Genomic DNA, 14,658 nt, shown 5'->3' on the forward strand with positions numbered 1-14,658 from the left:
GGCGATTCGAACGCCCGACCCTAACCTTGGCAAGGTTATGCTCTACCCCTGAGCTACGCCCGCTTCCTTTCGGTGAGCGGGGATTTACGAAAGCCTGCGTCGGAGCGCAAGTGGAAAATGCTGGTTTGTTTGAAAAAAATCAGTTTGGCGTAGCAGTAGGGGGGAGATCCGGCAGATCACCAAACCCGGCCTGACGGGCAAGCGCCAGCGCGCGGGTGGTTTCGGGCCGATATGAGATGAACGAGCCATGAGAGCAGGCGGGCAGATCGAAGGCTTTGATCAGCTGCGCATGATCGCGCCCTTCCATCAGGGCGATGCCTTCGCGCTCTAAGATGTCGCGGGTGCCGCGGCCCTTGTCCTTGCGGATGCGGCGGGTGAAGTCTTTTTGCAGCGCAACCGCTTCAATCACGTCGCGCGCAATGGGGGTGTTTGGGAATTGGCGAAACAGCTCCGCCATCCGCGCATTGCCGGATGTGCCTGCAAAGATCTGTTCCACCGCCTGTTCTGATGCAGTGCGCCAGAAATTGGCCGGATAGGGCTGCTCCTTGAGGAGCCACAGAATATGGCCAAACCCTTCGGCGGAAATGCTGCGTTTGGCGTCTTTGTTTTTTCCGGTCGTCAGGTAGGATTCGCGCGCGACAATCAGGCCAAGATAACACCGCGCCCGTGGCTCATCAGCGGCGACCAGTATGCAAGGATGATCGACAGCTTCGGTTGGGATCATCCAATTTGTGCCCATGGTGTTTTTGATATCGACGTCCTGACCGAGAATTTCGGTATCAAGACGCCCTTTCTTGAGCTTGAGAAGGGCGCGCAGTTCTATTTCCACCCGGGTGCCGATATAGGTTTTTTCGGTTTTTTCCAGTTCCTCATAGCTGCGGCGACCGGTTTTGGCGGTCATGATCACTGCATCGATGCAGTCACGCAGCATCTGGGGGAAGCGCTGTTCCAGCTCAAGCGCGCCACCGGCGCGGGTGGTGATTTCTGCCGCCAATGCCGTGAGGCGCGCAATATCTGGATGATCCGGTGAGAGGGCGCTGGGGGGAAGGGTGCGTTTCATGCGCTCATGTTTCGCAAAGCTGCGCGGGGGCGCAATGAGTATTTATAAAAAGGTGAAAAGGCGGGTGTGGCGCTTTTGCAGATGCGCGGGCTCAGGCTGAGACGGAGCGCAGGTTGGGGCGCGCAATCGCTTTGCGCAGTTCCTTGGCCACGGCAGCGGCAACTGGTGGCGGGAAGGCATTGCCAACCTGGCGGTAGGCGTTGGTTTTTGCCCCGGTGAAATGCCATTCATCCGGAAAGCCCTGAATGCGTGCCACCATGCGGCAGGTGAGGCGGGGCATATCGTTGTGAAACGGGTCGGGGGCCTCATTGGCGATAGTGCGCCCCTCAACACCAAGCGCAGCCCAGGCGCGGCGCGCACGGGTGGGGCCAAGATCGGGGCCACCGTGTTTTTTCGACCCACCCACAATGGTTGGGGCAATTTCGCTGGCCTGTTCTTTCCAGGCATCCGCGCCGCGCCAGCCGCGTTCTTTCATCAGGTCAATCAGGGTTTCGCCCACAGTCGGCGGGTTGTGCGGCAAAGGGTCGGGCCAGGAAAACTGGCCGCTGAATTCTTTGCGCAGTGCAATGATCACCACACGGGGGCGCAGCTGCGGCACGCCAAAATCGGAAGCATTAAGCAGTCGCCAGTCGGTTTCATAGCCGAGTTTCTTCAGCTGTTTTTTTAGTTTCTCGCGATAGTCCAGAAACACCGCATCAAGAAAGCCGCGCACGTTTTCGATCATCACCGCGCGGGGGCGGGTGGCGTCGACAATTTCCATTGCATCATCAAACAGGTTGCGCTCATCTTTTTCGCCGAGCTGTTTGCCCGCAACCGAAAAGGGTGGGCAGGGCAGGCCGCCCGCCAGAAGATCAATGCCCGCATAGTCACTGGCGCGTTCCTTGAAATCGCGCACATCCTCTTCGAGGACGTTCCAGTTTGGCCGGTTGTGGCGCAGGGTGGCGCAGCAGTGTTTGTCGATTTCCACAAGGGCTGTGTGATCAAAGCCCGCACGTTCCAATCCGAGAGCCTGACCGCCTGCACCTGCGCAAAGTTCCACCGATGTCAGCATCTCACCCCGTCTTTTGGATCTGTTGGATTGTTCGCCCTCTGTTCCTATCGGGGGCAGCGATTCCGATCAAGGTGATTCCGAGGATATGCTGTTTGCGGATCAAAGCGATCGGGCATAAAAAAACCGCCCCAAAAGGCGGCTCATTCGAAGGTGTTCGACCGAATGGAGCGGGCGAGGCGATTCGAACGCCCGACCCTAACCTTGGCAAGGTTATGCTCTACCCCTGAGCTACGCCCGCTTCCTTTCGGTGAGGGAGTGAATAGGATATGCGCGCGCGGCCTGCAAGGTGAAAAATGAATTTTGGTAAATGAAAATCAAAGTTTTTACGCCGCATTTCATACGTGTCCCAAAGAGGGGGCGCACAGTTGGCCCATGCAGGATCACCGGGTGATGCGCATGTAACTATCTGATTTTAAGTGAGAACCGATTGGAGCGGGCGAGGCGATTCGAACGCCCGACCCTAACCTTGGCAAGGTTATGCTCTACCCCTGAGCTACGCCCGCTTCCTTATCGGTGACGCGGTGTTTAGGCAAAGCAGCGCAGGGCTGCAAGGGCAAAATGCACCTGTGGTGCGCTTTTTTTCCGAAGGCGCTTGTTTACGGTTTGCACCGGGGTTGGGGCAGGCAAGGTCAGTGACGCTGCCCCATTGTTTCGCATGCGAAACATTTGAAATTATGGGCCGCCGCAACCGATTGTGGTGCGCGTCGCGACATCCTGCGCGATGTCGGTCAAGTTAGTGCAACGTGAAAATTTTGCACCGTACGCCCCGTTAACGGATTTGCGCAACGGGCGCAGGTTTTACCAGGGGGAGCGGGGCTCAGATAGGAGATTCCGCAAACTCTGGGCTGTTTCAAGATCCAGCTCGGGCAGCATGACACGGGTAGTGTAGTTTCCGTAGAGCTTCCCGTCGTCTCCCCAGATTGACCAGTCAAAAATGGCGTTTTCTTCAAATTGGATCTGGCTGCCTTTTGTTAGGCCTGGCATATGATTGGGTGCATTGGCGAGTTGTCCGATAAATGTAGACCCCTCGCGGCTGACAGAGTCGACCCAGATAATCTCTTCTTCGGTGTTTGGTGCATCGACGGGGACGGAGACTTTCAACATGCTCGTCGGGTGCAGGCTATTGTCCGGTTGCGTAACAGCGGAAAGAAACTTCGGTAGGGTTATTCGTGCCTCAACGATGGCTTGTTCCATTTCTGGATGGCGCTCTCCAAAGGTATAAAGTGGGTCCCCAGCCCAGGACGTCATAACGGAAGTGGCCGTTAGGGCAAGCGCTGCAACAATTGATTTCAGCATCTATAAAACCTCAAAAAAAATCCTGCGAAGGCAGAGGCCCCCGCAGGATTGGATCTTAGTGCTGATTGCTGGCGTTATTCCAGCTCGATCAGCAGGTCTTTTGCGTCGATCTGACCGCCGGCCTGAATATGAACCGCGGTGATGGTGGCGTCGCGTTCAGCGTGGATGCCGGTTTCCATCTTCATCGCTTCAATTGTCAGCAGCAGGTCACCTTCTTTGACCTCTTGTCCCGGCTGAACCGCAACCGAGGCCACAACACCCGGCATCGGCGCGCCGATGTGGTTGGCATTGCCTGCTTCGGCCTTTTTATTGGCAGCCTGGGTTGCGGCCACCTTGCGGTTTGGCACTCGGATCACACGGGGCTGACCGTTGAGTTCGAAGAAGACTTTGACCTCTCCTTTGTCGTCGGTCTCACCAATCGCCTGCAGGCGGATTTCCAGGGTTTTGCCCGGAGCGATTTCTGCGGTGATCTCTTCGCGCGGTGTCATGCCGTAAAAGAAGGTCTTGGTCGGCAGCGCACGAACCGGACCATAGGTGCGGTGACGGCCCATATAGTCGAGGAAAACCTTGGGATACATCAGGTAGCCGTTGAGATCTTCGTTATCGACGGCAAAGCCTTCGAGTTCCGCAGACAGATCCTTGCGGGTCTGCTCCAGATCGATCGGGGCCAGGTGGGCACCGGGGCGGGCGGTGTTGGGGGCGTCGCCTTTCAGCACCTTGTTCACGATGCCTTCAGGGAAGCCACCGGGAGGCTGGCCCAGGTTGCCGCGCATCATATCCACAACCGAGTCGGGGAAGGCCACATCATTTGTGGGGCTTTCCACCTCTTCGCGGGTGATGTTCTGGCTGACCATCATCAGCGCCATGTCACCCACAACCTTGGAGGAGGGGGTCACTTTTACGATGTCACCAAACATCTGGTTGGCGTCCGCATAGGCTTGCGCCACTTCGCTCCAGCGCTCTTCAAGGCCGAGGCTGCGCGCCTGGGCTTTGAGGTTGGTGAACTGGCCACCGGGCATCTCGTGCAGATACACCTCAGAGGCCGGGGCCTGAAGGCCGCTTTCAAAGGCGACATACTGGCCGCGCACCTGTTCCCAGTAACCTGAGATTTCGCGGATCTTGGCGATATCGAGACCGGTGTCGCGGTCGGTGTTTTTCAGACCTTCCACGATGGAGCCAAGGCAGGGCTGCGAGGTGCCGCCTGAGAAGGCGTCCATTGCTGCATCCACCGCGTCAACACCAGCATCAGCTGCGGCGAGAATGGTCGCGCCGGCAATGCCTGAGGTGTCATGGGTGTGGAAGTGGATCGGCAGGCCGACCTCTTCTTTCAGCGCTTTCACCAGAACCCGAGCAGAGGCTGGTTTCAGCAGGCCTGCCATGTCTTTCAGACCAAGAACATGGGCACCGGCGGCTTCCAGCTCTTTGGCCATGCCAACATAGTATTTGATGTCATATTTGGCGCGCGCCGGATCAAGGATATCACCGGTGTAGCAGATGGTGCCTTCGCAGATCTTGCCGCTATCGACCACCGCATCCATGGCAACGCGCATGTTTTCCACCCAGTTCAGGCTGTCAAACACGCGGAACACATCAACACCCGAAGTGGCAGCCTGTTTTACAAAGCTTTCAACCACATTGTCGGGGTAGTTGGTGTAGCCCACGCCGTTGGATGCGCGCAGCAACATCTGTGTCATCAGGTTTGGCATGGCGTCGCGCAGATCGCGCAGGCGCTGCCAGGGGCATTCCTGCAAGAAGCGATAAGCCACATCAAAGGTCGCACCGCCCCAGCATTCAACCGAGAACAGCTGGCTGAGGTTTTGCGCATAAGCAGGCGCAACCTTGATCATATCATGCGAGCGCATGCGGGTCGCCAGCAGCGACTGGTGGCCGTCACGCATGGTGGTGTCGGTCAACAAGAGCTGACGCTGGGCTTTCATCCAGTCAGCAACTGCCTGTGCGCCTTTTTGCTCCAGCAGGTTGCGGGTGCCGTAGGGGGTGTTGCCCGCTTCGATCTTGGGCGCGCGGGGCTCTTTTACATCGGCTGCGGGTTTGGCACGGCCCTCGGTTTCCGGATGGCCGTTCACGGTGATGTCGGCGATATAGTTCAGAACTTTGGTGCCACGGTCGCGACGCTTGGCAAAGTGGAACAGATCCGGGGTCTCATCGATGAATTTGGTGGTGTATTCATTGCTGAGGAAGGTCGGATGCTTCAGCAGGTTTTCCACAAAGGCGATGTTTGTAGACACGCCACGTACACGGAATTCACGCAGAGCGCGGTCCATACGGGCGATGGCCTTTTCGGGCGTTGGGGCCCAGGCGGTCACTTTGGTCAGCAGGCTGTCATAGTACCGGGTGATCACCCCACCTGAGTAAGCGGTGCCGCCATCAAGACGGATGCCCATGCCGGTGGCGCTGCGGTAGGCTGCGATACGGCCATAATCCGGGATGAAGTTGTTCAGCGGATCTTCTGTGGTGACGCGGGTCTGCAGCGCGTGACCGTTGAGACGGATTTCATCCTGCGAGGCTTTGCCGGTGGCTTCTGCCAGGGGTTTGCCTTCAGAGATCAGGATCTGCGCCTGAACGATGTCGATGCCGGTGACTTCTTCGGTGACGGTATGTTCCACCTGCACGCGGGGGTTCACTTCAATGAAGTAGAACTTGCCGGTGTTCATATCCATCAGGAATTCAACGGTGCCCGCGCATTGGTAGTTCACATGGGCGCAGATCTTGCGGCCCAGATCACACAGTTCGGTGCGTTGTTCTTCGGTGAGGTAAGGCGCGGGGGCGCGTTCCACCACTTTCTGGTTGCGGCGCTGAACCGAACAGTCACGCTCCCACAGGTGATAGATCTCACCATGTTTGTCACCCAGGATCTGCACCTCAACGTGGCGCGCACGGGTGATCATTTTTTCAAGGTAGCCTTCGCCATTGCCAAATGCGGCTTCGGCTTCGCGGCGGCCTTCGAGTACTTTTTCTTCGAGCTCATCTTCGCTCATGATCGGACGCATGCCGCGTCCGCCACCACCCCAGGAGGCCTTCAGCATCAAAGGATAGCCGACCTCGGCCGCCTCTTTTTTGATGGCTTCCATATCATCGCCCAGCACTTCGGTGGCGGGGATGACGGGAACATTGGCCTCGATCGCAACCTTACGGGCAGAGGCTTTGTCGCCAAGCGCGCGCATGGTTTCTGCCTTGGGGCCGATGAAGGTGATGCCGTTGCGGGCGCAGGCATCTACAAACTCCGGGTTTTCAGACAAAAGACCATAGCCCGGGTGGATCGCATCTGCGCCGCTTTCCTTGGCAACGCGGATGATTTCATCGATCGACAGATAGGCGGCAACAGGGCCAAGACCTTCGCCGATGCGGTAGGCTTCATCAGCTTTGAACCGGTGCAGGCCCAGTTTGTCTTCTTCGGCATAGACCGCAACGGTCTTTTTGCCCATTTCATTGGCTGCCCGCATCACGCGGATCGCAATCTCACCACGGTTTGCGATCAGGATCTTGTTGAAGTCGGTCATTTGTTCCCCCGGTAAACTCGGTTTGGGCGAAAGTGTTAGGTGCAAGAACGGCATCCGTATACTGTCATAATTGGGTATTTAGGTGTCGTTTTTAGGTATTTGCGTTTATTTACAGCGCCTTATTGACTGGTAAATAAAATGTACCAAGACATTTAATTACGTCTCTTTTGCAGTTTTGTGGCGGCTTCAAACGCAAATTGTGCAGTTTAGCGGTATCAAATCGCGAATCACCCATGGCGCTGCTGTGGGTATTTTATGTGAATTTCATCACAGTAGGGCGGTGTTCTTGCAAAGATCTGCATTATTGGGCGCGGCGGTGTGAGTTTTTACAGGCCCTGCGCCTATTTTAGGCGCTGAGCGCGACACGCTCTACCTTTCGGATGTCTGCAAGGTCGCTGATGCCAAGCTGGCCCATATTGGCCAGCAGATCCTGGCGCAAAATATCAATCAAATGCGCGGGGCCTGTGGGTCCGAGTGCGGCGAGCGCAAAGTGAAAGCCGCGTCCAAGCATCACCAGATCAGCGCCAAGCGCGATGGCGCGCAACACATCCAGCCCGGTTTCCACCCCGCTGTCAAAAATAAGCGGCAGCGTAGTGGCGGCCCGGATCGCGGGCAGGGCGTCAATGCTGGCGGGCGCTGCATCGAACTGGCGACCGGCGTGGTTTGACACCCAGATTGCATCCACCCCGCGCTGTTCAAGCTGGCTGGCATCTTCGGCGCGCAGCACGCCTTTTATGATCAGATGGCCATCCCAATGGTCGCGCAGCCAATCGAGGTAATCCCAATCCGGTGAGGTGCGCAGCAGGTAGCCGATATGGGCGGTTGAGGAGCGGACGGTGGACGGACCGCTGGAGGGATCGGTGGTGTATTTATCAAGTGTGCGCATATGTGGCATGCCGCGCCGCGCCATTCCCCAGGCCCAGGCTGGGCGCTGCGCCACCTGCGCCATCAGGCGTGGCGTCAGCCGTGGGGGCTGGGTCAGGCCAGAGCGGGTCTGGCGTTCACGACGCGAGGCTACGGGCACATCCACGGTCAGAACCAGCGTGTGAAACCCGGCTGCCTTGGCGCGTTGCAACATGTCTTTTCGGATGTCGGGATCTTTGGGGGGATAAAGCTGAAACCAGCCGTGTTGGCCAAACTGGTCTTTCAGATCTTCGGGGCTTTGGCTGGCGACGGTTGATAACCCATAGGGCAGGCCTGCGTCCCGTGCGGCACGGGCGAGATGGCCTTCGGCGTCGGGCCAGATCAGCCCAGACATGCCCAAGGGGGCCATGCCCAGCGGCACCGGCAGGGCGTGGCCAAGAAATTGGGTTTCAAGGCTGCACTCCAGCGGCCCATGCAGAACAGAGGGCAGAAAGCCGATCCGATCCAGTGCCGCGCGATTGCGCCGCTTGCAGTATTCCTGCCCGGTGCCGCTGTCGAGGTACTCCCAAACGAATTTGGGCAGGCGGCGGCGCGCGCGGTGGCGCAGGTCTTCGAGAGCAGGGTAGCGGTTGTGCAGCGTCATGGCTGCATCATTGATCTATTTGCCGCTTTGTCCAGTACCTTCTGACTGTCTTATGCAGCGGCCATACGGGTGAAACTTGCAAGGAATTCGCGCACTAGCCCGCGCACCTTTGGGCAATCTCCACGTTCAGGGCTGTTCATTGGCAAAAGCGTGTCAATTGACATCACCGCCTCATGTGCCTGTTGTGGTAGCTGTTCGGGGTAAAATAGGCTCATCTTCCAGTCGGGGAAGGCGCGGGTTTTGATCTCGCTGCTAGAGAGCAGCCGCATGCCGCCGTGGCGGGTATCTTGCTGGATGCGGGCGAAACAATGATCCACCGCGGTTTCGGGACCTTCGAGCACCTGAAAGAAACGCCCCTGCATAAAGATTAGCAACCCGGTGAGCCCGGCGCTTTTGTTGCGTTCCTGGGCGCGGGCAACCATTGCGGCAACTTCGTTATGGGACATGTTGCGGGTCAGTTGGCTCAGATAAATCAATCTATGCATAGGGCCTCCAAATTATGTGTTGCTGCGGGATTCTCCGGCTGTGATGTGTTGTGAATTCAGTTTAAGGGGAAAACGCAGGCGTTGCGTGCGCGTAAAAGGCGAGCGCAGCCCCCTTTCGTACAAGGGCGCATACAGAAGTAGGTGTCTTTGTGCGCGCCGGGCGCGATGTATTGCGCGTGATGCTGGACTATCAGATGGGCGGGCCGGGCAGCAGGCTGGTGATCAGGACACTGTTAGCGTGTCCGGATCCCAGGATAGATCGAGGCTGAGCGTCAGCCGATGGATGCGTTTGTGCAGACTGGGTTCATTCACGCGGGTGGACCAGCGTCTGAGCGGGATGACCCAGCTGTCACCCAGCCCATCGATCAGCACAAATTGCGGTTTGCCGTCCCGCGTGCCAAGCACCACATTATCCGCATTCAGATCATTTACACGTACGTGATATTTAAACATATCGCGCGCGAACTGGTTCAAAAGCTCCATATGCGGCGCCAGTTCGCCGTGCGCTACCAGTGATTTGAGTGTGGGCGCCGTGTTCTTATCCCCCATCTGAATGCGTTCACAGACCATGCCAAGACCCATGTCTGTTTCCACCAATCCCCATTGGTGGGCTAGCGGCGGATTAAGTTCTGGGTTTTTTAGCTCAACCATTGTGCGCAGGTAGCTGTCGTATTCGCGAAATAGGAAGCGATACAGGGTCATCGGGAATCGTCGACGGATAACCCCCTTTAACCCTTTGCGATTTCTCTTCCGGTCCAGGCTGTGGAGGACTTTGATCAGGCGGTCCTTGCGACCCGGAAAAATATATACGCTGCGATTGCCGCCGCGGGCGATGGGGGACGAGTTTGAGAGAACAATCATGTTGCAATAGCTGGTTCGAAGTTTGTTTTGTAAGTGAAACACACAAAAAACGAGGGGGTGCGACCGGATAGCGCGAGTGGCGAGGGTCAAAAATTACAAATGTCACATATTTGATACATTTATATGAGCCAGCCGATCACGCCTTTTGTGCAATGACAATTTTCGAACAAAGAAAGAACAAGTCTTCACCTTCGCGTTCATGCGCTGTAGTTTATCTTCATGAGCAGCTTTGACGAAATGGACGCCTTTGAGGGCGCATCGCTTTCCACCCGCGCTATGGCGGCGCGGCCTACGCCTTATCTTGATGGGCTGAACCCGGCCCAGCGGGAGGCAGTGGAATGTCTGGATGGACCTGTGCTGATGCTTGCAGGCGCGGGCACAGGCAAGACCAAGGCGTTGACGACGCGGATTGTGCATCTGCTCAACACCAATAGTGCGCGCCCGAATGAGATTCTGGCGGTGACCTTCACCAATAAAGCTGCGCGTGAGATGAAAGAGCGCGTCGGCAATATGCTGGGGGGCGCGATTGAAGGCGTGCCGTGGCTTGGCACTTTCCATTCTATCTGTGTGAAAATCCTGCGCCGCCATGCTGAATTGATCGCAATGGATGACAGCAATGGGGTGATTGAGGATGCGCGACCTGCGCTGCATCTGAAATCAAACTTCACCATTCTCGACACCGATGATCAGGTGCGATTGTTGAAGCAGCTCATTCAGGCCAACGGTATTGATGATAAACGCTGGCCCGCGCGCGCGCTTGCCAGTGTGATTGATGATTGGAAAAACCGCGCGTTGACGCCGGATCGGGTGCCAACGGCTGATGCGGGTGCGTTTAACAACAAGGGCCCCGATCTTTATAAACAGTATCAGCGTCGGCTGCTTGAACTGAATGCAGTCGATTTTGGTGATTTGCTGCTGCATGTGGTGACGATTTTCCAGACCCATGCGGATGTGCTGACGCAGTATCAGCGCTGGTTCCGCTATATCATGGTGGACGAATATCAAGATACCAACGTGGCGCAGTATCTGTGGCTGCGCCTGCTGGCGAGCGCCCATCACAATATCTGCTGCGTTGGCGATGATGATCAGTCGATCTATGGCTGGCGCGGTGCCGAAGTGGGCAATATCTTACGGTTTGAAAAGGATTTTCCTGGCGCAAAGACCGTGCGGCTGGAGCAGAACTATCGATCAACCGCGCATATTCTGGCGGCGGCCTCCAATGTGATCCGGGGCAATCAGGGGCGGCTGGGCAAGGAGCTATGGACCGCGGCAGAAGGCGGCGAGAAAGTGCGCCTGATCGGCCATTGGGACGGTGAAGAGGAGGCGCGTTGGATCGGTGAAGAAATCGAATCCATGCAGCGCGGCAGCCGTGGCGTGCGCCCAATGGGTTTGAACCAAATGGCGATTCTGGTGCGTGCATCGCATCAGATGCGCGCCTTTGAAGATCGTTTTCTGACCATTGGTCTGCCATACCGCGTCATTGGTGGCCCGCGGTTTTATGAGCGGTTGGAAATTCGCGATGCCATGGCCTATTTCCGGGTGGTGACATCGCCCGATGATGGGCTGGCATTTGAACGGATCGTCAACACGCCAAAACGCGGCCTTGGCAATAAGGCGCAGCAGACCATTCAGAATACCGCGCGCGAAAATGGCGTGTCTTTGGTGGAAGGGGCGCGGATCGCAGTTGAGAGCGGGTTGATCAAGGGCAAGGGCGGCGCGGCTTTGCGCACACTTGTCGATGATATCGCGCGCTGGGGCCGGATGGCGGGGGATGGGGGTGTCACCCATATGGAGCTCGCTGAAATCATCCTGGATGAAAGCGGCTACACCACCATGTGGCAAAACGACAAAACGCCCGAGGCTCCGGGGCGGCTTGAAAATCTGAAGGAACTGGTCAAGGCGTTGGAATCTTTTGAAAACCTGCAAGGGTTTTTGGAGCACGTCAGCCTGGTTATGGACAATGACAAACAGGATGCTGAGGAGAAAGTCAGCATTATGACCCTCCATGCCGCCAAAGGTCTGGAGTTCCCTGCGGTGTTTTTGCCCGGCTGGGAAGATGGGCTGTTTCCGTCGCAGCGTTCGATGGATGAAAGCGGCCTTAAGGGGCTCGAAGAAGAGCGGCGGCTGGCCTATGTGGGCATTACCCGCGCCGAAGAGGTTTGCACAATTTCATTTGCGGGCAATCGCCGGGTGTTTGGCCAGTGGCAATCACAGCTTCCGTCGCGTTTTGTCGATGAGCTGCCGGAGGACCATGTAGAGGTACTGACACCACCGGGCCTCTATGGGGGTGGCTATGGCGCAGCGGCGCCTGCTGCCTCGTCAATCGATCAGCGGGTTGCGGATGCGGATGCCTATAATTCGCCGGGCTGGAAGCGCATGCGTGCGCGTGCTGGCAGCCATGAAACATCAACTTCACCCAGCAAAAAGCCGGTGATTGAGCTGAGCGCGGTTGCGTCCTTTACCCTGGGGGATCGGGTGTTTCACCAGAAATTCGGCTATGGCGCAGTGATTGGTATCGAGGGCGACAAGCTTGAGGTCGATTTTGAAAAGGCAGGCGTCAAAAAAGTGGTGTCGCGCTTTGTGAGTTCGGACGGGGACGTGCCGTTTTAAGCGTCAAGCAGGCTGAAGTACGATTTTTAACACAATGCGCCCGCCGGTTTCGGCGGGTGTTTTTTTGGTGCTACCGCAGGGCGGAAGCAGGCACGCATTTGGCTGAGGGGAAGGCATAAAAAAACGGCGGCACCAGGGAGGAGGAGGGGTGCCGCCGTTCTTTGTAACATCAGAGCAAGGGAGGAGGAGGCCCTGATGTATGTCTGGCCAATTGGCCGTAGTAGGGAGCGGCGACATCAGGGAGGAGGAGGAGGATGTCGCCGCTGAAAACAGACCCAAGGGAGGAGGAGGAGGGCCTGATCTCTATTTAAATACCGTCGTAGGCCGCCTCAAGTGCGACACGTTTGATCATGCTCCGGTGTAGGCCAAGATCTGCCAATTCCCGGTTGCTCAGCGAACGAAGCTCATTCAACGCAGTGCGGTATGTGCGAAAGGCTTTCAACTTCTTGATAGCGATATCCAGAACTGAGTTGCCTGCAGGGGCTTTCAGGGAGCTATGTTGAAGTGCGGTGGCCATTTCGACGTGTCCGTTGTGTTGTCTTGCGTTCGTTTGTTGAGACTAAGATAGCCGATTGCTGCGGCTGCACAATGGATGAGTCAACAAGCCCGCTATGCGCAAAATGCATGGGTTGTTTATTCAAAGTATCGAATAAATTCGAAGAATAGCTTCGTTTCATTCCAAAAGATGAGTTTTGGCTAAATATTTGACAGCCCAATTTGGCCAAACCCAAATTCTTGCAAATTTGGTGTCTTGGGTCTTGTGCGGTGACAGATTATATGAGCCAAAACCCAGGAGAGCACTGTGGCAAAATTGGAAGACCTGATTCGAGATGTTCTGGAAAACCTGCCGTTTCCCGGTGACGGGGGCTTGGTTTCCAATGATGTGCTGCGGGCGCTGCGGGCCGAAGATGGTAAGGTCAGCATGGTGTTTGAGGCGCCGAGTGCCAAAATCGCCGAGCTGATGGAGCCTTTGCGGCGCGGGGCCGAAGCGGCTGTGCTGTCGCTTGAGGGCGTGAGTTCCGTCTCTATTGTAATGACGGCGCATCAAGGTGAGGCTGAGCAGCCTGCCGCCGCTCCGCAGTTGCGCCTTGGCCGCCACATGCAGACCCAGCGCGGGCCGATGCGTCCGTCGGGGGTTAAGCGCCTTATTGCGATTGGGTCTGGCAAGGGCGGGGTTGGTAAATCCACGGTGAGTTCCAATCTTGCGGTGGCGCTGGCGCGTCAGGGGCGCAAGGTGGGGCTGTTGGATGCTGATATATATGGGCCAAGCCAGCCGCGGATGATGGGGGTGCAGGGGCAGCTCTCATTGGGGGATAATCAAAACATCAATCCGGTGCAGGCCCATGGGGTGACTGTGATGTCGATTGGCATGATGGTTGAGGAAGATGAGGCCGTCATCTGGCGTGGGCCGATGCTGAAAGGTGCAATGCAGCAGATGCTGACCCAGGTGAACTGGGGAGAGCTTGATGTGTTGTTGGTGGATCTGCCACCGGGCACTGGTGATGTGCAGCTGACCCTATGTGGCAAATCCGATTTGGATGGGGCGATTGTGGTTAGTACGCCGCAGGACGTGGCCCTGATTGATGCGCGCAAGGCGCTGACGATGTTTGAAAAGCTGCGCACCCCGGTGCTTGGTATGATTGAGAACATGTCCCATTTCTGCTGCCCGGATTGTGGTGGCGAATATCACATCTTTGGCCATGGTGGTGTTGCGGATGCGGCCGAAGAGCTGGACCTGCCATTGCTGGCCATGTTGCCGATTGATCTGGAAACCCGGCTTGCCGGGGATCAGGGGCGTCCCGTTGCGCTGGAAGATGGCGCTATGGGGCGCGCCTATATGCAGATGGCGCAGAAGCTGATCAAAGACGGCGTTCTGTAGCGCATTGTGGCCCACGTCTGTGCGATGTGCGGCGCTGGTCCCATGATTTCCCCATGAAACCTTGGTATTTTGTCTCGGTTTTGGGAATTCATGGGATCCATGGGAATTCATGGGCCAATTGGGGCTGAGTTGGGCCGTAGGGGTGAATTCGCGCTCTAATTTTCAAAACGAATCACTTCGGATCGCATTTTTGCATCGCTATGCCCTGTGTTTTTGGGAACACATGGAGAACACGTGCGGAGGTGCCTTGGTAGGGTGATTGCTCCTTCAGATCACGTGGGAATTTATGGGAGGTTTTTGAAAGCTCTCGAATGTCTATATATCGCGTCCGTTTGCGTCGATTATACACAATAACGTGTATGTCGAAAGAATCGGAGCCTTGTGAGTCAAA

10 protein-coding genes and 2 tRNA genes are annotated in these 14,658 nt (G+C 56.7%); 2 read left to right on the plus strand and 10 right to left on the minus strand.

Annotated features, from left to right (window positions below; genetic code table 11):
- Positions 1-139: 139 nt before the first annotated feature.
- From GG681_RS00005 to GG681_RS00045, 9 genes are all read right to left on the minus strand, one after another.
- Complete coding sequence (locus tag GG681_RS00005; RefSeq protein WP_153543825.1) at positions 140-1,060, minus strand: NaeI family type II restriction endonuclease; 921 nt, start codon at positions 1,058-1,060, stop codon at positions 140-142.
- A gap of 91 nt (positions 1,061-1,151) precedes the next feature.
- Positions 1,152-2,111 (minus strand): DNA cytosine methyltransferase, encoded by a 960-nt coding sequence (locus GG681_RS00010; protein WP_153543828.1) that lies wholly within the window; start codon positions 2,109-2,111, stop codon positions 1,152-1,154.
- A 163-nt stretch (positions 2,112-2,274) separates the two neighbouring features.
- Positions 2,275-2,349, minus strand: a tRNA-Gly gene (locus tag GG681_RS00015).
- A 190-nt stretch (positions 2,350-2,539) separates the two neighbouring features.
- Positions 2,540-2,614, minus strand: a tRNA-Gly gene (locus tag GG681_RS00020).
- 295 nt (positions 2,615-2,909) lie between these two features.
- Positions 2,910-3,407, minus strand: coding sequence for a DUF2314 domain-containing protein (locus GG681_RS00025; RefSeq protein WP_153543830.1), 498 nt, complete (start codon positions 3,405-3,407; stop codon positions 2,910-2,912).
- A 74-nt stretch (positions 3,408-3,481) separates the two neighbouring features.
- A complete protein-coding gene (locus tag GG681_RS00030; RefSeq protein WP_153543832.1) occupies positions 3,482-6,925 on the minus strand; it encodes a pyruvate carboxylase in 3,444 nt (1,147 codons plus the stop codon).
- A gap of 346 nt (positions 6,926-7,271) precedes the next feature.
- Positions 7,272-8,432 (minus strand): alpha-hydroxy acid oxidase, encoded by a 1,161-nt coding sequence (locus tag GG681_RS00035; RefSeq protein ID WP_153543834.1) that lies wholly within the window; start codon positions 8,430-8,432, stop codon positions 7,272-7,274.
- Positions 8,433-8,482: 50 nt separating this feature from the next.
- Complete coding sequence (locus GG681_RS00040) at positions 8,483-8,917, minus strand: BLUF domain-containing protein (protein WP_153543836.1); 435 nt, start codon at positions 8,915-8,917, stop codon at positions 8,483-8,485.
- A gap of 222 nt (positions 8,918-9,139) precedes the next feature.
- Positions 9,140-9,778 (minus strand): YrbL family protein, encoded by a 639-nt coding sequence (locus GG681_RS00045; RefSeq protein ID WP_153543838.1) that lies wholly within the window; start codon positions 9,776-9,778, stop codon positions 9,140-9,142.
- Positions 9,779-9,997: 219 nt separating this feature from the next.
- Between GG681_RS00045 and GG681_RS00050 the strand changes: the two genes are divergently transcribed.
- The gene (locus GG681_RS00050; protein WP_153543840.1) at positions 9,998-12,388 is read left to right on the plus strand and encodes an ATP-dependent helicase; all 2,391 of its coding nucleotides are present in this window, start codon (positions 9,998-10,000) and stop codon (positions 12,386-12,388) included.
- A 307-nt stretch (positions 12,389-12,695) separates the two neighbouring features.
- Here GG681_RS00050 and GG681_RS00055 read toward each other — a convergent pair whose 3' ends face one another.
- Positions 12,696-12,905, minus strand: coding sequence for a DUF1127 domain-containing protein (locus GG681_RS00055; RefSeq protein ID WP_153543842.1), 210 nt, complete (start codon positions 12,903-12,905; stop codon positions 12,696-12,698).
- 285 nt (positions 12,906-13,190) lie between these two features.
- Here GG681_RS00055 and GG681_RS00060 point away from each other — a divergent pair, with 285 nt between their 5' ends.
- Positions 13,191-14,267 (plus strand): Mrp/NBP35 family ATP-binding protein, encoded by a 1,077-nt coding sequence (locus GG681_RS00060; protein WP_328593207.1) that lies wholly within the window; start codon positions 13,191-13,193, stop codon positions 14,265-14,267.
- Positions 14,268-14,658 lie beyond the last annotated feature (391 nt).

Origin of the sequence: Tritonibacter aquimaris, assembly GCF_009617595.1 — a bacterium.
Taxonomy (GTDB): domain Bacteria; phylum Pseudomonadota; class Alphaproteobacteria; order Rhodobacterales; family Rhodobacteraceae; genus Epibacterium; species Epibacterium aquimaris.